Source organism: Pseudomonas qingdaonensis (assembly GCF_018398475.1).
GTDB classification, from domain to species: domain Bacteria; phylum Pseudomonadota; class Gammaproteobacteria; order Pseudomonadales; family Pseudomonadaceae; genus Aquipseudomonas; species Aquipseudomonas palmensis.
Map to the genome: position 1 here is coordinate 2,155,711 of NZ_CP074676.1, position 18,819 is coordinate 2,174,529.

At 64.4% G+C, this 18,819-nt stretch carries 21 protein-coding genes and 2 tRNA genes; 10 read left to right on the top strand and 13 right to left on the bottom strand.

All coding sequences use genetic code 11. The features are described from left to right. Positions 1-85: 85 nt before the first annotated feature. The 5 genes from pvdN to KH389_RS09850 all read right to left on the bottom strand — a co-directional run bounded on the left by pvdN (position 86) and on the right by KH389_RS09850 (position 4,716). On the bottom strand, positions 86-1,369 hold the full coding sequence (pvdN, locus tag KH389_RS09830) for a pyoverdine-tailoring periplasmic protein PvdN (protein WP_213607274.1): 1,284 nt from the start codon (positions 1,367-1,369) through the stop codon (positions 86-88). Between the two features lie 18 nt (positions 1,370-1,387). After that, positions 1,388-2,740, bottom strand: coding sequence for a pyoverdine-tailoring dipeptidase-like protein PvdM (pvdM, locus tag KH389_RS09835; protein WP_213607275.1), 1,353 nt, complete (start codon positions 2,738-2,740; stop codon positions 1,388-1,390). A gap of 185 nt (positions 2,741-2,925) precedes the next feature. Beyond that, positions 2,926-3,849, bottom strand: a complete 924-nt coding sequence (gene pbpG, locus KH389_RS09840; RefSeq protein ID WP_043863168.1) for a D-alanyl-D-alanine endopeptidase — start codon at positions 3,847-3,849, stop codon at positions 2,926-2,928. Between the two features lie 191 nt (positions 3,850-4,040). After that, positions 4,041-4,229 (bottom strand): hypothetical protein, encoded by a 189-nt coding sequence (locus tag KH389_RS09845; protein ID WP_043863041.1) that lies wholly within the window; start codon positions 4,227-4,229, stop codon positions 4,041-4,043. A 121-nt stretch (positions 4,230-4,350) separates the two neighbouring features. Then, positions 4,351-4,716, bottom strand: coding sequence for a hypothetical protein (locus KH389_RS09850; protein ID WP_054915708.1), 366 nt, complete (start codon positions 4,714-4,716; stop codon positions 4,351-4,353). A 192-nt stretch (positions 4,717-4,908) separates the two neighbouring features. Between KH389_RS09850 and KH389_RS09855 the strand changes: the two genes are divergently transcribed. Next, positions 4,909-5,724, top strand: a complete 816-nt coding sequence (locus KH389_RS09855; protein ID WP_213607276.1) for a shikimate 5-dehydrogenase — start codon at positions 4,909-4,911, stop codon at positions 5,722-5,724. 87 nt (positions 5,725-5,811) lie between these two features. On the opposite strand, the gene KH389_RS09860 is transcribed toward KH389_RS09855, so the two are convergent. Further along, entirely contained in the window at positions 5,812-6,456 is a 645-nt protein-coding gene (locus tag KH389_RS09860) for a YceH family protein (RefSeq protein WP_043863038.1), read from the bottom strand. 124 nt (positions 6,457-6,580) lie between these two features. Here KH389_RS09860 and KH389_RS09865 point away from each other — a divergent pair, with 124 nt between their 5' ends. Continuing rightward, complete coding sequence (locus KH389_RS09865; protein WP_043863037.1) at positions 6,581-7,090, top strand: DUF1993 domain-containing protein; 510 nt, start codon at positions 6,581-6,583, stop codon at positions 7,088-7,090. A gap of 65 nt (positions 7,091-7,155) precedes the next feature. Here the strand turns inward: KH389_RS09865 and sstT are convergent, their stop codons facing one another. Continuing rightward, a complete protein-coding gene (gene sstT, locus KH389_RS09870; RefSeq protein ID WP_088515692.1) occupies positions 7,156-8,367 on the bottom strand; it encodes a serine/threonine transporter SstT in 1,212 nt (403 codons plus the stop codon). Positions 8,368-8,609: 242 nt separating this feature from the next. Further along, positions 8,610-9,515 carry a transcriptional activator NhaR gene (nhaR, locus tag KH389_RS09875; protein ID WP_043863167.1) on the bottom strand — a complete coding sequence of 302 codons (906 nt, stop codon included), beginning with the start codon at positions 9,513-9,515 and terminating at the stop codon, positions 8,610-8,612. Between the two features lie 115 nt (positions 9,516-9,630). On the opposite strand from nhaR, the gene KH389_RS09880 reads away from it, so the two are divergent. Continuing rightward, the gene (locus tag KH389_RS09880) at positions 9,631-9,885 is read left to right on the top strand and encodes a hypothetical protein (RefSeq protein ID WP_078480500.1); all 255 of its coding nucleotides are present in this window, start codon (positions 9,631-9,633) and stop codon (positions 9,883-9,885) included. Between the two features lie 31 nt (positions 9,886-9,916). After that, positions 9,917-10,675 (top strand): TerC family protein, encoded by a 759-nt coding sequence (locus KH389_RS09885; RefSeq protein ID WP_043863034.1) that lies wholly within the window; start codon positions 9,917-9,919, stop codon positions 10,673-10,675. Positions 10,676-10,757: 82 nt separating this feature from the next. On the opposite strand, the gene KH389_RS09890 is transcribed toward KH389_RS09885, so the two are convergent. After that, on the bottom strand, positions 10,758-10,931 hold the full coding sequence (locus KH389_RS09890) for a hypothetical protein (protein WP_167400240.1): 174 nt from the start codon (positions 10,929-10,931) through the stop codon (positions 10,758-10,760). 156 nt (positions 10,932-11,087) lie between these two features. On the opposite strand from KH389_RS09890, the gene KH389_RS09895 reads away from it, so the two are divergent. After that, a complete protein-coding gene (locus tag KH389_RS09895) occupies positions 11,088-11,825 on the top strand; it encodes a peptidase C39 family protein (protein WP_054915713.1) in 738 nt (245 codons plus the stop codon). A gap of 18 nt (positions 11,826-11,843) precedes the next feature. Here the strand turns inward: KH389_RS09895 and KH389_RS09900 are convergent, their stop codons facing one another. Then, a complete protein-coding gene (locus tag KH389_RS09900) occupies positions 11,844-13,127 on the bottom strand; it encodes an NAD(P)/FAD-dependent oxidoreductase (protein ID WP_043863032.1) in 1,284 nt (427 codons plus the stop codon). A gap of 203 nt (positions 13,128-13,330) precedes the next feature. On the opposite strand from KH389_RS09900, the gene KH389_RS09905 reads away from it, so the two are divergent. After that, positions 13,331-13,407: transfer RNA gene (locus KH389_RS09905), tRNA-Val, on the top strand. A 157-nt stretch (positions 13,408-13,564) separates the two neighbouring features. Next, positions 13,565-13,641: transfer RNA gene (locus tag KH389_RS09910), tRNA-Val, on the top strand. 111 nt (positions 13,642-13,752) lie between these two features. On the opposite strand, the gene KH389_RS09915 is transcribed toward KH389_RS09910, so the two are convergent. Further along, on the bottom strand, positions 13,753-13,971 hold the full coding sequence (locus KH389_RS09915; protein ID WP_043859680.1) for a hypothetical protein: 219 nt from the start codon (positions 13,969-13,971) through the stop codon (positions 13,753-13,755). Positions 13,972-14,118: 147 nt separating this feature from the next. On the opposite strand from KH389_RS09915, the gene KH389_RS09920 reads away from it, so the two are divergent. Continuing rightward, a complete protein-coding gene (locus KH389_RS09920) occupies positions 14,119-14,673 on the top strand; it encodes an NADPH-dependent FMN reductase (protein WP_213607277.1) in 555 nt (184 codons plus the stop codon). A gap of 100 nt (positions 14,674-14,773) precedes the next feature. Here the strand turns inward: KH389_RS09920 and phnX are convergent, their stop codons facing one another. Together phnX and KH389_RS09930 are read right to left on the bottom strand one after the other, a co-directional pair. Next, entirely contained in the window at positions 14,774-15,601 is an 828-nt protein-coding gene (phnX, locus tag KH389_RS09925) for a phosphonoacetaldehyde hydrolase (protein WP_213607278.1), read from the bottom strand. 49 nt (positions 15,602-15,650) lie between these two features. Next, positions 15,651-16,757 (bottom strand): 2-aminoethylphosphonate--pyruvate transaminase, encoded by a 1,107-nt coding sequence (locus KH389_RS09930; protein ID WP_213607279.1) that lies wholly within the window; start codon positions 16,755-16,757, stop codon positions 15,651-15,653. A gap of 112 nt (positions 16,758-16,869) precedes the next feature. Here KH389_RS09930 and KH389_RS09935 point away from each other — a divergent pair, with 112 nt between their 5' ends. Together KH389_RS09935 and KH389_RS09940 are read left to right on the top strand one after the other, a co-directional pair. Beyond that, entirely contained in the window at positions 16,870-17,730 is an 861-nt protein-coding gene (locus tag KH389_RS09935; RefSeq protein ID WP_213607280.1) for a LysR substrate-binding domain-containing protein, read from the top strand. 73 nt (positions 17,731-17,803) lie between these two features. Then, positions 17,804-18,817: an AraC family transcriptional regulator gene (locus KH389_RS09940; protein ID WP_043859675.1), complete on the top strand. Its 1,014-nt coding sequence runs from the start codon at positions 17,804-17,806 to the stop codon at positions 18,815-18,817. Positions 18,818-18,819 lie beyond the last annotated feature (2 nt).

Below are 18,819 nucleotides of genomic sequence, written 5' to 3' on the forward strand. Positions count from 1 at the left end.
GAACGAGCTGTGAGGCTTGGAATTTACCGCTGACCCTGCTTCAGGGAGCCCTGCCGCCCGGCGGCAGGGCTGGAAACGGGCTCTGTCAGAGGTATTGGGTCAGCAGGGCCATGGCCCGATCGATCTGCTGTTCGTCGTTGAGCAGGCCGGGTGCGAAGCGGATCACCGGCCCGGCATCGCGGGAGACGGCATCGACCATCACGCGGTTGCGTACCAGATGGGCGGCCACGGCGCGGGCGTCGTGGTCCTTGATGCGCAGGAAAGTAAACCCGGCGGAGTACTCGGTGCTCAACGGTGTCACCAGCTCGATCGCCTTGTGTTCGAGCAGGCGCTGTTTGAGCGCGGTGTTGAGCTGGTGGATGCGTGCCTGCACCTGCGCCTTGCCCAGTTGCAGGTGCAGTTCGAAGGCCTTGCCCAGTGCCCATCGATGCTCGAAGGCGTGGTAGCCCCCGGGGGTCATGATGGTGGCGAAGTCCTCATCCTCGGAGAAGGTCGCGAAGGTGGGCACCAGATGCTGCATTTTTTCCGAGGCGGCGCAGATGATTCCCGTACCCCGCGGACCGAACATCCACTTGTGGGTACCAGCGATGAAATAGTCGCAGTTGAAGTCGTCGAAGCGCTGGTTGTCCACGCCGAACCCGTGCACGCCGTCGATCACATACAGGATGCGGTCCTGCTCGCTGCGTTCGCGATTGTGGCGGCGCACCAGAGCGCCGATCTCGCCCACCGGCAACTTGACCCCGCTGCCCGAGTGCACCCAGGTCATGCCGAGCACGCGGGTGTTGGGGCGGATATTCTGGTCGATTGTGCTCAGCACCTGGTCGGTGGACACCTGCCAGGGCTGCTCGAACAGGCGCAGTTTGCGCACGGACGTGCCCTGGCGCTGGTGGCGGAAGGCCAGGCATTTATGCGTGGAGTAATGCTCGTGCTCGGTGGTCAGGATCTCTTGCCCGGGGCCCACCTGCAAGCCACCGTAGATCATGCCCAGCCCTTCGGTGGTACTGCCGGTAAGGGCGATCTGGCGGGGCTTGACCTCCAGATAACGGGCCGCCCAGTTGCGCACTTCGCCTTCACGCTTCCACTCGTTCTGGCTTTCCCAGTCCATCTGCTCGGCGGGATTGAGATCGACTTCGGCACGAAACCGATCGATGGCCTCCTGTACCGGCCTGGGGTGGGCGGTGACCAGGAAGTTGGCGAAGTGGGCCACATTCGGGTCCAGCGGGAACAGTTGACGCAGGTTTCGCCATTTGTCCGGGCCGTTTAGCTGCGCGGTAGGGGCCGCCTGGGCGGCTGGCAGCAGGCTGGTGCCTAGCGGCAGACTGGCGGCAAGTACCCCGGCCTGCTTGAGGAATGTACGACGGTCGGTCATGTCGGCGCTCGATAAGGGTCAGGGGGCTAGCGTGGCAACGGGTTGTGCGGCTTTCTGCACCTGGGCCCACACGCGCAGGAAGTTGCCACCCCACAGCTTGGCGATGTCTGCTTCGGAGTAGCCGCGGCTGAGCAGTTCGGCAGTCACGTTGCGGGTTTCGCTGGCGTCCTTCCAGCCGTCCAGGCCGCCACCGTCGTTAAAGTCCGAGCTGATGCCCACATGGTCGATGCCGATCTTCTTCACGACGTAGTCGATTGCATCGCCGAAATCCTTGAGGGTGGCCTTGGGCTCCTCATCGATGATGCCGTAGAGGTTGCCGGCATACTCGCCAAAGCGCGCCTCGGGCCAGATCGCAATCACCGCATCGCCCGGCATCAGCGCATTGGCCAGCCCCTGCAGGGGCTGCAGGTCGAAGCGGGCGCGCAGAGCCTCGAGTTTGTCCAGGGTCGGTTTGCTCAGGGGCTTGAGATAGGTGCCGAAGCCGACGACCTGGACCACGCCGTCGCTGTCCCTGATCAGTTTCAGTTCCTTGTCGCTGAGGTTACGCGGGATATCTACCAACGCCCGTGGCGCCGAGTGCGAGGCCACGATCGGGGTGCGGCTCAGGCGAGCCACGTCCTCCAGGGCCAGGGTCGACATCTGCGAGACATCGATGATCACCCCCAGATCGTTCAGGCGCTTGACCGCCTGCTTGCCGATTGGCGACAGCCCTCCCAGGGCGTCAGCGGTGTCGTTGAAGAACGGCAGCGGCCGCGAGGAGTCCGCCCAGTCATTGTTGCCGGTGTAGCTGAAGCCGAACATGCGCATGCCACGGGCCGCCCACAGGTCGAGCTGGGACAGGTCGTTTCCCAGTGGGTAGGCGTTGAGCATGCTGATGAAGATGGCGAACTTGCCCTCGCCATGCAGGCGGCGCATGTCGTCGGGGGTGTAGGCGATGCCGATCTGGTTGGGGAAGTCGCGCACCATGGCGCTGATGATCTTGTAGCGCACCTCCTGTTGGTGGCGGGCCTCGTCGACAAATCCCGGAGTGGGGCGGTGGGGCGCATTCGGGCCGTTCCACAGTTCGGGCCAGCCGAAGATCGTCAGCGCCGCGCCGGATAGTCGCCCCTGGCCGGCCTTGACCAGATCGAGCTGGCCGCCGCTGTTCTTGTCCACCTCGTGGCCAGCGGTGCCCATGTCCAGCGGTACGGTGACGTGGCTATCGAAGGACAGCATGTGCTCGTGCAGGGCATTGGCCTGCTCGACGATCTCGCGGGGGTAGGCAGGCCCTTGCTTCCAGTACAGGTAGCCAGCGGCGGCTGCGCCCACGACTGCTGCCAGGGCAAGCGGCAGGCCGATGTACAGGGCTTTTCGGGAACGGGTTCTGGTCATTGCCATCTCGGTCGCAGTACTGATCGGTCCGACGGCCTGGCTGTGTCAGGCGAAGGTCGGGTGTCAGGGGAAGGACGATTGATGGAGGGCTAAATTTACAACCTCCGGCGCGCGCTCGGAGTTGTGGCTTCACGATCTTGGCGGGTGGGGTGTCTGCCGTGCGCGAGGCACGGCAGTGTGTGCGATCAGTCGACCGCAGGGCGGTTCTGGCTGCGTTCGGCCTTGTAGCGGATCGCGACGGCCGGGGCGGGTTTGGCGTCGCCGGTTTCCAGCCATTGGCGCATGCGGCTGGCATCGGCGAAATGGGTGTACTTGCCGAAGGCGTCGAGTATCACCATGGCCACCGGGCGATTGTCCATCCGCGTCAGCAGCACCAGGCAATGGCCGGCCTCATTGGTGAAGCCGGTCTTGGTCAGCTTGATGTCCCAGTTGCTCTTGTTGACCAGGTGGTCGGTGTTGCGAAAGCCCAGGGTGTAGTTGGGTTTCTTGAAGGCCACGGTCTTTTCGCGGGTGGTGCTCAGCTCGCTCAGCAGCGGGTAGCTGCGCGCGGCCAGCAGCAGCTTGCTCAGGTCGCGGGCGGTGGACACGTTGCTGGTCGACAGGCCGGTGGGTTCCACATAGCGGGTATGACTCATGCCCAGGGCCTTGGCCTTGGCGTTCATGGCCTTGATGAAGGCGGCGTAGCCACCGGGGTAGTGGTGCGCAAGGGTCGCGGCGGCCCGGTTTTCCGAGGACATCAGGGTGATCAGCAGGGTGTCGCGACGGTTCAGCTCGCTACCCAGGCGAACCCGCGAGTACACGCCCTTCATTTCCTTGGTCTGGGCGATGGTGATGGTCAGGGGTTCGTCCATGGCCTGCTTGGCATCGAGCACCACCATCGCGGTCATCAGTTTGGTGACCGAGGCGATCGGCACCACACGGTCCGGGTTGCTCGCATACAGCACCTTGTTGGTCTGCAGGTCGATCAGCAGTGCACTGCCCGAGGCCAGGTGCAGCTTGGCAGGGTCGCGCTGGACCTGGGGGGCCGGTTGGGCAACAGCGTTCGACGTGACGCTGGCAGTGCCAGTGAGCATCAGCAGCAGGCTGAGAATAGACAGGGAGGTTTTCACGTTGGTGCTCACTAAATGTAGGTATGTCGTTGGCTGTGCACGGGTTTTTTATTACAAGCCGTTACATTCTAGGAGTATGGTCGAGTCTGTGTCGATTGCCCCGTAAACATTGGGCGAACTATGAAATTTATTTAACCTTGGGCTTCGTTTGCAGTGGCTGGATCGGCGTGCCGAACCAGCCGAGCGGGACCTTAGCGGGACTTGAGGTAGCCGGCGGTGACGGCCTTGAGCAGCTCGTGGCCTGCCTCGGCCGCCTTGGCGGGCGTCTGTGGCAGCTTGTACTGGCCGCTGAGGATGATCGCCAGGGTCATCTGCTGCGCGGCGGCAAGGGGGTGTTGGGCTGGGTCGAGCGGGGCTGGAAATCCTTTTTCAGCGGTCATGCGAACTCCTGGGTTCAGGCTGTGAGGGTATGCCAGCCTAGGCTTGAACGGCGATCAAGCCAATGCGGGCGGTTTCCCCGACAGCCAGCGCCCTGCCCGCAGGCAGGGCGCTGGGCCGGTGCTACCAGCGGGGCGGTCCGTAGTACACCGGTGGCGGGCCGTAGTAGCGCTCGCGATAATACGGCGGCGGCACCGGTACGTAGCGCTCCACTACCGGATACGGCGGGTACGGCTGGTAGTACACCGGCGGCGGCGGGGCCTGGACATACACCGGCGGGGGACCGTAGTAGGCCGGCTGGCGCTCGACGTAGACGGTACGGTCGTGATTGCCGGACACCACCGCACCCACCACGGCACCGACGACGGCCGCGCCAAGCACCGGGCCGGCACCGCCGTGCCAGCCGCCGCCACCACCGTGGGCGGCCGCTTGCCCGCAGACGGCCAGGGCGCCAACCAGCAGGGCGATTCTCGGGATGTGACGGTTCATGAAGACTCCTCGGTTTGCAGCCCCGGCGCTGGTGCTGTCGAGACACCCAAGACGTGGCGCGGGGATACCCATAAGACCGCAGCCCCCGGAAAAATGGCACGGGCGTTGAGTAAAGGTTGTGTAAGCCCCGATCAACGGTTCGGTGGGCAGTGAGTGCATACTGGTGCCCCTGCCGTTTTCAGGAGCCAATCGATGACCCCCAGCAAAGACACCGTTTTGTGCATGTCCCTGGCCGGGCGCCCCGGTACCTTCGGCGTGCGCTTTCATAACCATCTGTACCAGCAGCTGGGGCTGGATTACTACTACAAGGCCATGACCACCACCGACCTGCCGGCCGCCGTGGCCGGCATTCGCGCGCTGGGTGTGCGTGGGTGCGGTGTGTCGATGCCGTTCAAGGAGGCCTGCATCGCGTTGCTCGATGAGCTGGACCCGTCGGCGGCGGCCATCGATTCGGTGAACACGCTGGTCAACACCCAGGGGCATCTCAAGGGCTTCAACACCGACTACCTGGCGGTGCGTCAACTGATCCACCAGCATCGCCTGGACTCTGCATGGAACGTGGCGCTGCGCGGCAGCGGCGGCATGGCCAAGGCGGTGGCGTGCGCGCTGCGCGATGCCGGTTTCAGCGACGGCACGATCGTTGCGCGCAATCGCGAGGCTGGCGAGCGGCTGGCCCGCACCTGTGGCTATCGCTGGCAGGCCGAGCCACACGGTGTGCGGGCCCGGTTGCTGGTGAACGTGACGCCGATCGGCATGGCGGGCGGGGCCGAGGCGCAGCAACTGGCCTTCGAGCACGAGCAGATCGAGGCGGCGCAGGCGGTGTTCGATGTGGTGGCGATGCCGGCGCAGACGCCCTTGATCGTGGCCGCCCAGGCTGCTGGCAAACCAGTGGTTACCGGGCTGGAGGTGATTGCGTTGCAGGCGCTGGAGCAGTTCGTGCTGTATACCGGGGTGCGCCCCGATTCACGGCAGATCGCCGAAGCGGTGGCGTTTGCGCGGGGCGATTGAGCCCTGCAGGCAGGTTCGCGCCAGGCAGTGAGCGGGAGCGGCTGAACGCGCTCCCGCAAAGCGTTGCTCGACCCTGTGCCGAGCTGGCTACTCCAGCTGCGCCAGGCGTTCTTCCAGCGCCGCGATCCGCGCCTCCAGTGCCTCGATGCGCTCGGCCGACACGCCGCCGACAGGGCGTTCCGCGCCTTGCTGGCGTGCCGCCAGAATCGCCTCGATGTCGGCCGGGTCGCCGAAGGCATGGGTGTAGCGGTCTTCGCGCTGGCCGGGCTGGCGCGGCAGGTGCAGGGCAAAGCCCCGGGCTACCAGGCGCTCCAGCTGATGCAGCACCTGTTCGGCATCCTCGAATTCATGCATGCGGTTGCTGCGCGTCAGCAGCTCGCTGACCGTCTGCGGCCCGCGCAGGAACATCAGCCCCAGCAGCACCTGTTGCGCCGGTACCAGCTCCAGCGCCTTGTCGACGCGGTGCTCCCAGCGGTCGGCCCGGCTGCCCATCTGCAGGCGCGCCAGGCCCTGGCTTTCGAGGGCACGCAGGCTCTGGCCGACCTGGCCCTGGGTCAGGTTCATCACCGGCTCGCGGCTGGTCTTCTGGTTGCAGGCCAGCACCACGGCGTTGAGGGTGAGGGGGTAGGTTTCGGGGCTGGTGGCCTGCTTTTCGATCAAGGCGCCGAGGATACGGATTTGCGTGCTGTCGAGGCGCTGCTCGTCAACGGGGGTGTCCAACTCAGTGCTCATCGCGCGTTCCCTATGCTGTGGAAGGCAACTAGCCTAATCCTTGCAGAATAAAAGACAAGCCGCCGGGCGCCGCCAAGCGTGTCTATAATCGGCCACGCTCAATCCATCACCCAGCGAGACTGTCATGACCATTTCCCTGTACGCCGCCTCTGTTCCCGTTTTCAAACAGATGCTCAATGCCCTGAGCGATGTGCTGGGCAAGGCCCAGGCGCACGCCGAGGCTAAGAATATCGACGCCAATGTCTTCCTGCAGGCGCGCCTGTACCCCGACATGTTCCCGCTGGTTCGCCAGGTGCAGATTGCGGTGGACTTCGCCAAGGGGGTTTCGGCCCGCCTGGCCGAGGTCGAACTGCCCAAGTACGACGACACTGAAACCACCTTTGCCGAGCTGCAGGCGCTGATCGCCAAGGTGTTGGCCTTCGTCGAGCAGATCGAGGCGAAGCAGATCGACGGCAAGGAAGGCATCGAGATCATCACCCGCCCGGGTACGCCGAAAGAAAAACGCTTCACCGGCCAGAGCTACCTGCTGACCTACGGCCTGCCGCAGTTCTTCTTCCACGTGACCACGGCCTACGCCATCCTGCGCCACAATGGCGTGGAAATCGGCAAGCGCGACTACATGGGCGCGTTCTGATTACCCAGGCATGAAAAAGCCCGGCAAGGTCGACGCCTTGCCGGGCTTTTTCATGCCTGCCAGGATCAGCTCGCCTGGCGTTCCTCGGCCTCGCACGCGGCGGCCGTGAACAGCACGTCGGTGGACGAATTGAGCGCCGTTTCGGCCGAGTCCTGCAGGATGCCGATGATGAAGCCTACCGCCACCACCTGCATGGCCACCTCGCTGGGAATGCCGAACAGGCCGCACGCCAGCGGAATCAGCAGCAGCGAGCCGCCCGCCACACCCGAGGCGCCGCATGCGCACACGGCGGCGACCACGCTGAGCAGGATGGCCGTGGGCAGGTCGACGCTGATGCCCAGGGTATGCACCGCCGCCAGGGTCAGCACGGTGATGGTGATGGCCGCGCCGGCCATGTTGATGGTCGCACCCAGCGGGATCGACACCGAGTAGGTGTCCTCATGCAGCCCGAGTTTTTCGCTCAGTGCCAGGTTGACCGGAATGTTGGCGGCCGAGCTGCGGGTGAAGAACGCGGTGATTCCGCTTTCGCGCAGGCACAGCAGCGTCAGCGGGAATGGGTTGCGACGGATTTTCCAGTACACGATCAGCGGGTTCATCACCAGCGCCACGAACAGCATGCAGCCGATCAGCACCACCAGCAGGTGCAGGTAGCCCAGCAGGGCCCCCAGGCCGGATTCGGCCAGGGTCGCAGCCACCAGGCCGAAGATCCCCAGAGGCGCGAAACGGATGACCATGCGCACGATCAGCGTTACGCCCTTGGACAGGTCGTCGACCACGGTGCGGGTGGTTTCACCGGCATGTCGGATAGCCACGCCCAGGGCGATCGCCCAGGCCAGGATACCGATGAAGTTGGCCTCCATCAGCGCGGTCACCGGGTTGGCCACCACGCTCAGCAGCAGGCCTTGCAGCACTTCGCTGATGCCACCAGGCGGGCTCATCGCCACATCATGAGTGGCCAGCACCAGCTGGGAGGGGAACAGCATGCTGGCGACCACCGCCACTACCGCTGCGGAAAAGGTGCCGAAAAGATAGAGCACCAGAATAGGGCGGATATGGGTTTCCTGGCCGTGCCTGTGGTTGGCGATGGAAGCCATCACCAGGATGAACACCAGAATGGGTGCCACCGCCTTGAGCGCACTGACAAATACCTTGCCGATAAATGCCAGGTTCAGCGCGGCGGCTGGCCAGAGCAGCGCCACGGCAATGCCGGCCACCAGGCCGATCACGATCTGCAGTACCAGACTGGTACGGTTCAACAGGTTCAGAAGTGGGGTCATGACAGGTGTTTCTCGTTCTTGTGCAAGGTCCGGGAGGCCCGGATAGCGTAGCAAAGGCATGCCGCGGGCAAGCCCTGCGGCGAAAGGGGCGGGACTTTAGCACAGCACGCGGGCCCTGACCGCAGCACACTGCCTGGCGGTAGGTGGGGCGTGTTGTCGCGATGCGTCGGCGCGTCCTTCTATCGACGGTTCGGGCCGTGGAATGTTTAGGCCCGGGATGTGATGTCGGTGCCGTGTGTCTCTCAGGGCGCAGGCCAGTTGAACAGCTCGCGGCGGGCACCTTCGGTGATCGCGACGATACCCGGGTGCTTGACCTTGCGCTCTACCGAAATGGCATAGAACGACTCGGTGACGGCATCGGTCTGGCCGATCAACTCCACCCCGTACTGGCGGCAGACCTCGTCGGCGATCACGCTGGGGGCGATGAAGATGCCGCTGCCCGACTGCCCGAATGCCTGCATCAGCGCACTGTCATCGAATTCGCCGACGATGCGCGGCTGCAACTGTTGCTCGGCGAACCAGCGCAGCAGCCGGCTGCGCACCACCGTCTCCTGGCCGGGAATGAGCATCGGTGCATGCTGCAAACCGACAGGAAAGGGCGCCGGATGCAGGGCAGCCAGTGCCGGGGTGGCGAAGAAACTGATGCCGCACTCCCCGAGCTTCTGGCTGTAGCCCTTGATGTCCAGATGGCTGGGCATCGGGCTGTCGGAGATCACCATGTCCAGGCGCTGTACTGCCAAATCTGCCAGCAGGCGTTCGAGCTTGTCCTCGCGGCAGGTCAGGCGCAGCGGGTCGGGCAGCTCCATGGTCGGCGCCAGCAGCCGGTACACGATCGACTTGGGCACCACGTCGGCCACCCCCACGCGAAACAGAATCTGCTGCTCATCGGGCTGAGCGCGCAGCACTGCTTCCAGTTCGCCGCCAATCTGGAACATCTGCTCGGCGTAGGACAGGGCCTGGCGCCCGGTCTCGGTCAGTTCGAGCTGGCGTCCCACACGGCGAAACAATTCGATACCGTAGCTATGCTCAAGCAGGCTGATCTGCCCGCTGATGGTCTGCGGGGTGAGATTGAGCTGCTCGCCGGCACGCACGATGCTGCCGGTCTTGGCCACGACCCAGAAGTAATGCAGTTGTCGGTAGTTGAGCATATGCATCTCCGATTCGTAAAAACCGAAGTATAACTGCTGAAAATACGAATTTTCCGGATGTTTCAGTCTCTTTAGAATGCGTCGCTATCAAGGCAAGACCTTCAGAGAGGAACCCATGCTGTATTTCAAATCGATTGGCACACCCCTGGTGATGGCGCTGGCGCTGCTGGCCATGAGCGGTTGCGAGCAGGCGGAAAAATCTGCCCAGCAGATGCTCAACCAGGCTGCCCAGTCGGCCAAGGAAGCGATCGACAAGACCAACGATGCCGCCCAGCAGGCGCTCAGCGACGCGACCGGTTCGCCCCTGGCGAAAAAGCCCGATGAGTCCCAGGACAAACCCGAGCGCGACGACAGCGCCCGGGAAATCTGATTTTTTACCCACACTGATTCAGGATTGATTCATGGAATACCTGTTGGAACTTGCTGCAAGCCCGACCGCCTGGGTGGCCCTGGCTACCCTGGTGGCCATGGAGATCGTGCTGGGCATCGACAACCTGATCTTCATCTCGATTCTCACCAACAAGCTGCCTGAGCAGTTCCGCTCCAAGGCACGGCGCATCGGTATCAGCATGGCGCTGGTGATGCGCCTGGGCCTGCTCAGCACCGTGGCGTGGATCGTGCAGCTTACCGAGCCGGTGGTGGACGTGTTCGGCCATGCCTTCTCGTGGAAGGACATGATCCTGATCGCCGGTGGCCTGTTCCTGCTGTGGAAGGCGACGTCCGAGATTCACCACAGCGTCGACCCGCGTGCCAAGGAAGAGACCAAGGCGTCGTCTACCGTGACCCTGGGCTTTGCCGCGGCGATCGGGCAGATCCTGGTACTGGACATCGTGTTCTCGATCGACAGCATCATCACGGCCGTGGGCATGACCGAGCACTTGCCGATCATGATCATCGCGGTGATCAGTGCGGTGATCGTGATGCTGGTGGCCGCCGATCCGCTGGCCCGGTTCATCAACGACAACCCTACCGTGGTGATGCTGGCCCTGGGCTTCCTGATCATGATCGGCATGACCCTGATCGCCGAAGGCTTCGGTGCCCATGTGCCCAAGGGTTATGTGTATGCGGCGATGGCGTTCTCCACCGCGATCGAGGTGCTCAACATCATGTCGCGCCGGGCTCGCGAACGGCGCGAGGCGCTGCAAGCGAAACCTGACTGACCGCTTCGCCAGCGACGTCGGCTCTGCAGGACGCACCTGCAGACGCCGGCGTTGTCGGCGAAGGTTGTTATGCAGTGTCGCGTCAGTGCGCGTTGGCGTGGCGGCGAGCGTGCCGCTGTGCCTCGGATGCAGCCCTGGTCGGCTGCGGATGGTGCAGATGGTGGCGGCGCGCGATGCGCAACACCCCCCAGAGCATGGCTGCGGCTACCACCAGCCACGTGCCTATCAACAGAAAGATTCCCATCGTCAGACTCATTGCGTGCCTCCTTCGACTGGGCAAGCTGCACTCGCCATTCGGACACAAGCTCAGTCTAGCCCATCGTCTGTGACAGACGGTTGACCAGTGGTCCAGCGCCTTGGTTCAGTTCGCTCTAAGCGTGCCGCGGGCTATACCGCAGGCCTGCGCCAGCCTATGATCGCAAGCCAGGGCCGGGCGTCGTCTGCCCGGCATCAGCACAAGCGAGTGTCCATGTTGCCCACCGCCCCCAAACGTCGCGTGTCCCATCGTCTGCTGCTGGCTTGCCTGCTGGCCGCCAGCCTGGCCGGTTGCGCCAGCCAGCCTTCATCCCAGCTCAACAGCCTGCCCCAGCGCGTGGAACTGGGCGCGGTGCCGTTCTACCGTGGTAACGCCAACCAGAGCGCGCCGATGGCGCTGGCCGCGATCCTCTCGCAGCAGGGGGTGCGCATCACCCCCGGCCTGCTCGAAGGGCCCTTGCAACTGCCACAAGGTGTCGACAGGCTGCAGGCCTCGGTAGCGACCGTGGCACGCCAGTACGGCATGGTGGTGTACCCGCTCGACGGCACCCTGCCGGCGTTGCTGACTCAGGTGGCCGCGGGCAATCCGGTGCTGTTGCGCTATCAGGAAGGTTCGGCGTTCTGGAGCGAGCCGCGCTATGCCCTGCTGGTGGGCTATGACCGCTACAAGTCGCGGGTGCTGCTGCGTGCGGGCAACAATCGGCGGTTGCTGATGGACTTCGACGATTTCGCCGCAGCCTGGAAGAAGGAGGGGAGCTGGGCGGTGCTGGTGCAGCCGCCCGGCCAACTGCCGGCCCAGGTGGACCGCCAGCGCTGGCTCAAGGCCGCCAATGAACTGGCCCAGGCAGGCCAGGAGCAGGCGGCCCGCCAGGCCGTCAATGCCGTGGGGCAGTGACGGCCCGGGGTTGCCGGCTTACACGCCCAGGCGGTCGCGCAGGCTGTAGTACCACGCGCCCAGGGCACTGAACGGTACGCGCAGCATCTGGCCACCCGGGAACGGGTAGTGCGGCAGTTCGGCGAAGGCGTCGAAACGCTCGGCCTGGCCGCGCAGGGCCTCGGCCAGCACCTTGCCGGCCAGGTGGGTGTAGGTGACGCCGTGGCCGCTGCAGCCCTGGGAGTAGTAGATGTTGTCGCCCAGACGACCTACCTGCGGCAGGCGCGACAGGGTCAGCAGGAAGTTGCCGGTCCAGGCGTAGTCGATCTTCACGTCCTTGAGCTGCGGGAAGGCCTTGAGCATTTTCGGGCGGATGATCGCCTCGATGTTGGCCGGGTCACGCGCGCCGTATACCACGCCACCGCCGAAGATCAGGCGGTTGTCGCCGGTCAGGCGGTAGTAGTCGAGCAGGTAGTTGCAGTCTTCCACGCAGTAGTCCTGCGGCAGCAGGGTACGTGCCAGCTCTTCGCTCAGCGGCTCGGTGGTGATCACCTGAGTGCCGCATGGCATCGACTTGGCGGCCAGCTCCGGTACCAGGTTGCCCAGGTAGGCGTTGCCCGCCACGATGATGAACTTGGCGCGCACCTTGCCCTGCGGGGTATGCACGACCGGGTTGGCACCGCGCTCGATGCGGATGGCCGGGGACTGTTCGTAAATCTTGCCACCCAGCGATTCCACTGCGGCGGCTTCGCCCAGGGCCAGGTTGAGCGGGTGGATATGGCCGCCGCTCATGTCCAGCATGCCGCCGATGTAGCTGTCGCAGGCGACCACTTCACGGATGCGGCGCTGGTCCATCAGTTCCAGCTGGGTGTGGCCGTAGCGTTCCCACAGGCGTTGCTGGGATTCCAGGTGGCCCATCTGCTTTTTGGTCAGGGCGGCGAACACGCCACCGTCCTTCAGGTCGCACTGGATGTTGTACTTGGCCACGCGCTCGCGGATGATGCGCCCGCCCTCGAAGGCCATCTGGCCGAGCAGCTGTGCCTGTTTGGGGCCGACGGTACGTTCGATCACGTCGATGTCGCGGCTGTAGCTGTTGACGATCTGACCGCCGTTGCGGCCAGAGGCACCGAAGCCGACCTTGGCGGCTTCAAGCACGGTGACGCTGAAACCGTTCTCGAGCAGGAACAGGGCACTGGACAGGCCGGTGTAACCCGCACCGATCACGCAGACGTCGGTCTGTACTTCTTCCTGCAGGCTCGGGCGCTGCGGGACGGGGTTGGCCGATGCGGCGTAATACGACTGGGGGTAGGGGGTGTTGGCCATGTGCGGGCACCTCAGGGTTTGTAGTTGTATGTTCTATATTTTTTACGATTGTGCAGATCGTATCAACAATAATAAACACCCGCCAGCCAGACGGTAAAAATCGCGCAAACCCGGGCTGGGGTAAAAAATATTAGTATTCAGTGGCTTAGCGTGAAAAAAGTATTGACACGCTGCGTCGATTGCGTAGAATGCCGCCTCACAGCAGGCACATAGCTCAGTTGGTTAGAGCACCACCTTGACATGGTGGGGGTCGTTGGTTCGAATCCAATTGTGCCTACCAAACATCACCGCCCCTGCTGGCGGTACACGAAAAAGGCGATCCGAGAGGGTCGCCTTTTTCGTTTGGGCTGTTTTCATGGGCGCGGCAAAGCTGCTGATTTTTTTGTACATTTCGCTTTACGAGGGGGCTTGAACCTGAGTAGAATGCGCCCCGCAGCAGGCACATAGCTCAGTTGGTTAGAGCACCACCTTGACATGGTGGGGGTCGTTGGTTCGAATCCAATTGTGCCTACCAAACATCACCGCCCCTGCTGGCGGTAACACAAAAAGGGCGACCCGCAAGGGTCGCCCTTTTTGTTTGCCTGAAGCAAAGGGCGCGGCCGGATTGCTCGGGCCGCGCGGTGCATCAGGGGATACGGGTGATCTCCACGCCGCTCTGTACCAACTCGAAGCGATCCTCGCCCAGGTGGTTGACCCGATCGCCGATGGCCAGGCGATAGCTGGTGATCGGCAAGGAGTCGGCACTTCCATCGGCCTGCAGGGTGGCTTCCTGAAATTCATGAACGGGGTAGATGCGTCCTTCAGCATCCCGAGCATGAAATTGTCCGACCAGTACTGCTGTCATTTGGCGTGTGCCCTCTGAAATGTTCTCTATGGGCCATAGACCACTGTTTTGCCTGGGAAGTTTAGTCCCCCTGGAAAAAAACCTGTGGGCCGCGCCGTAGCGTCTATAACTACCACTTCTCTATGTCGATCAGGTTGGAGCGTGGTCATGAGCCAGGTCTATTCGGTTGCGGTGTTGGTAGGCAGCTTGCGCAAGGAGTCGATCAACCGCAAGGTCGCCAGGGCGCTTGCAGAGCTGGCACCGGCCAGCCTCAAGCTGGATATCGTCGAAATTGGCGAGCTGGCGTTGTACAACGAGGATATCGACACCGACCCACCGGCAGCCTACAAGGCCTTTCGCGACAAGGTGCGTGCCAGCGACGCGGTGCTGTTCGTGACCCCCGAGTACAACCGCTCGGTGCCCGGGGTGCTCAAGAACGCCATCGACGTCGGCTCGCGCCCGTATGGGCAGAGTGTGTTCAGCAAGAAGCCGGGGGCGGTGATCAGTGTGTCGCCGGGGGCGGTGGGGGGCTTTGGTGCCAACCACCACCTGCGCCAGTCCCTGGTGTTTCTCGATGTGCCCTGCATGCAGCAGCCAGAGGCCTATGTGGGTGGGGCGGCGACGCTGTTCGACGAGCATGGCAAGCTTTCTGAGAAGACCCGGCCGTTTCTGCAGAGCTTCATCGACAGTTATGCGGCGTGGGTGGCGCGGCACCTGGCATAGGGCCCAGGCGCGCCCTTGGCTGGCGAGGGCGGCTCCTGGCCTGCAGGAGCCGCCTTGCCGATTGCAGGAGCCGGCCTTGCCGGCGAAAGCCCAACGCGGTCTATACCCCCTGCGGCATCTCACCCTGCGCCAAACGCCGATTGATATCGTCCACCACCTGCGGCAGGTCATTGATGGTGTCGATCAGGTAGTGCGGGCGTGACCCTTCGAACAGCGCATGAATGCGCGCACGCTCGCTGGCCAGTTGCTTGGCATCCAGTGCCAGGTAACCTTCATGGGTCAGCCCCAGCGCGTTGCCCGAGCACACCAGCGCCACGGTCCACATGCCGGCACGACGCCCTTCCAGAATGCCCGGTACGGTGTCGTCCACCTTCACGCACGCCGCCACATCGTCGATACCCAGCGCAATCACGTTGGCCAGCGCCTGGGCCGGCCACGGGCGACCGTTGGGGGTCTGGTCGGTGGCCACCACATGGTCGGCCACATAGCCATTGCGCCCGGCCAGTTCCACCACCTTGTCCATCACCACCTTCGGATAACCGGAGCACGAACCGATCTTCAGGCCCTGCCGGCGCAGGGCGCTGATGGTCTGCAGTGCGCCGGGGATCAGCGCCGAATGGGTGGCGATCTTTTCGATCTGCAGCGGCATGAAGCGGTTGTAGAGCGCCGTCACGTCATCATCGCTCGGCACGCGGCCGAACACCGCGCGATATCGCTCGGCAATCTGCGGCTGGTCGCACAGCGTGCGGATATGGTCCCACTTGCCCATGCCCATAGGGCCGCGGGCCTCCTCGATGGACACCTGTACATCGAATTCGGCAAAGGCCTCGACGAAGATCTGCGTGGGGGCGAACGAGCCGAAGTCGACCACGGTTCCGGCCCAGTCGAGAATGGCCGCTTGCAGCTGTGTGGGGTTGCTGTAGTTCATCATTGCGTTCCTTGTTCGGTATACCGCAGAAAAGGGGGATAAAACGGAATCAGATGTGCAGCACTTCCATTTCCCGCAGCGCATCGGCCACGGCCTGGACCGCGGCGCGCATCTCGTGGGGGCCGACGCAGCCGATGCAGCCCACGCGGAATGTCTCGACCTGGGTCAGCTTGCCGGGATAGAGGATGAACCCCTTGGCCTTGACCCGTTCGTAGAAGTCCGCGAACTGGTAGCGCGGGTCACGCGGGGCGTGGAAGGTGACGATGATCGGGGCCTGGATGGCAGCGGGCAGAAAGCTGCGCAAGCCGATGGCCGCCATGCCGTCGAGCAGGCTATTGCAGTTGCTTGCATAGCGCTGGTGGCGCGCCGCCAGGCCGCCTTGCTCGTGGTACTGCAGCAGCGCCTCGTGCAGCGCCGCCACCACGTGGGTGGGCGGGGTGAAGCGCCACTGGCCGGTGCGGGCCATGTAGGCATGCTGGTCATGCAGGTCCAAGGCCAGCGACGGCGAGTTGCCCTCGGCGCCAGCCAGTGCGGCCTTGTCGGTGAACACGAAGCCCATGCCCGGTACGCCTTCGAGGCACTTGCCGGACGCCGCGATCAGGGCGTCGAAAGGCACCTGGGCCGCGTCGATCGGCAGGGCGCCGAACGAGCTCATGGCGTCGATGATCAGGCGCTTGCCGTGATCGGCGACGACCTGGGCGATCTGCGCCAGCGGGTTGAGGATGCCGGTACTGGTTTCGCAGTGAATCAGCGCCACGTGGGTAATGCTGGCATCGGCGCGGATCAGGCGTTGGACATCGGCGGCGGTGGTGGGCTGGTCTTCGGCGGTCTCGAAGGTGGTGAATGCGCGGCCCAGCACCTGGCAGATCCTGGCCAGGCGTTGGCCATAGGCGCCGTTGACCAGTACCAGCACCTTGCCGTCACGGGGCACCAGCGTGCCGATGGCCGCCTCCACGGCGAAGGTGCCGCTGCCTTGCAGGGGCACGCAGTGGTGGCTGGCGTGGCCATTGACGATGCTCAGCAACTGCTGGCACAGGTTGGCGGTCAAGGTGTTGAATTCGCGGTCCCATGAGCCCCAGTCGAGCATCATCGCCTGCCGCGTGCGTGCCGAGGTGGTCAGGGGGCCCGGCGTCAGCAGGACGGGGGTGTGGGTCATGGCGATGCTCCTCGCAAGCGGTGGGCTGAAACTACGGTGCCTACGTTGCAATTGCGCGCTTCATCAATCAAATTGTTTGTCGTTATGCCAACCATAAGTCAGGCCGATAGATATGAACCTGTTCCAGCTTCGCGCTTTCGATGCGGTGGCCCGCGAGGGCAGCTTTACTCGCGCTGCCGCGCGCCTGTTCATCAGCCAGCCAGCGGTCACCGGGCACATCAAGGCACTCGAGGAGCATTACCAGATCACCCTGCTGCGGCGCACTGCGCGGCGTGTGGAGCTGACCGAGGAGGGCACCCGCCTGGCCGCCATCACCCGCGCGATGTTCGGCCTGGCCGAGGAGGCGCAGGTGATGCTCGAAGCCAACCGCCAGTTGCTTACCGGGCGCCTGGAAGTTGCCGCCGACGGGCCACACCAGGTCATGCCGATGCTGGCCCAGCTGCGCGTGCGCTACCCCGGCATCACGGTCAACCTGCGCCTGGGCAATGCCCAGGAAACCCTGGCGGCGCTGCTGTCCGAGCATGCCGACGTGGCCGTGCTGACCGAGGTCGAACCGCGCAAGGGCCTGCACCTGCAGGCCCTGGGCCCGTCGCGTATCTGTGCCTTGCTGCCGGCCGGCCATCGCTGGGCCAGCCGCCCCGAGTTGCCCCTTGCCGAACTGGACCAGCAGATCATGGTGCTGCGCGAACCCGGCTCGATCACCCGGCGCACCTTCGACCAGGCCTGTGCCCGGGCCGGGGTGCAGCCACGGGTGCTGCTGGAGCTCGACAGCCGCGAAGCGGTGACCGAGGCGGTGGCCGCGCAGCTGGGGCTGGGTATCGTCTCGTCGATGGAGACCAGCCACGATCCGCGGGTGGTGGCCCGGCCCATAGAGGGGCCAGGGCTGGTCAACCAGCACATGCTCGGTTGCCTGGAGCGGCGCCGCGAGTTGCGCCTGATCCAGGCCTTTCTCGGCCTGGCGTCACCGGCATGACACGGCGTTGGCGTTTTGCCGTCGGCCCCCTAAGATGGCCGGCACACACCACCTGCAACACGAGTGAGGGTCGATGAAGGAGAAAGACACCATCTCCATGCAACTGGTGCGCGAGGCCCTGTTGCAAAGCAGCGCACCCGGCGCGGCGGCTGCGGCGTTGCTGCAGCGGGTGGGGATCGACCCGCAGCAACTGGAGCAGCCCCAGGCCCGCGTGCCGGCCAGTGCCTATGCCCGGCTGTGGCGGCTGCTGGCGCGGCGCTGCAACGACGAGTTCTTCTGCATGGACCCGCGTGGGCTGCGCAGCGGCAGCCTGGCGTTCATCTGCCGCTCGTCCATGGCCCAGCCGACCCTGGGCGCGGGCCTGGAGTGCGCGCTGGGGTTTCTGTCGCTGATGCTCGAGCACCTGCACCCGGTGCTGGTGCGCCAGCAGAGCCTGGCTGAAATCGTGATCGGCGAACCCGCCGAGGCGCCGCGCCGACCCTTCACCTATTTCACCTTCTGGATGATCGTGCATGGTGTGGCCTGCTGGCTGGCGGGTCGGCGCATTCCGATTCTGGCCATCGAATTGCGCTGCGCCGAGCCGGACTACTGCGATGACTACCGCGTGATGTTTTCACAGAACCTGCAGTTCGAGCGCCCACGCACGCGGCTGATTTTCGCTGCCGATTGCCTGGACCTGCCGCTCAGGCGCACACCTGAAGAGCTGCAGCGTTTTCTGGCCGAGGCGCCGGCCAACATTCTGGTGAAGTACCGCGACCCCACCAGCCTGGCGCGGCGGATCCGCGACGACCTGCGCCAGTTGCCCGCCAGCCAGTGGCCGGATGCCGAGGCACTGGCCCAGCAGCTGTGCCTGTCGGCCTCCACCCTGCGTCGACGCCTGGCCGAGCAGGGCCAGACCTACCAGGCCCTCAAGGACAGCGTGCGCCGCGAGCTGGCCATCGGCTGGCTGGCCGATGCGCAGGTCAGCTACGTGGAGATCGCCGAACGCCTGGGGTTTGCCGACACCAGTTCGTTCTACAAGGCCTTTCGCAAGTGGTCGGGGTGCAACCCCGGGCATTACCGCAGCCTCGTGCTGGGTTCGGGCTGAGG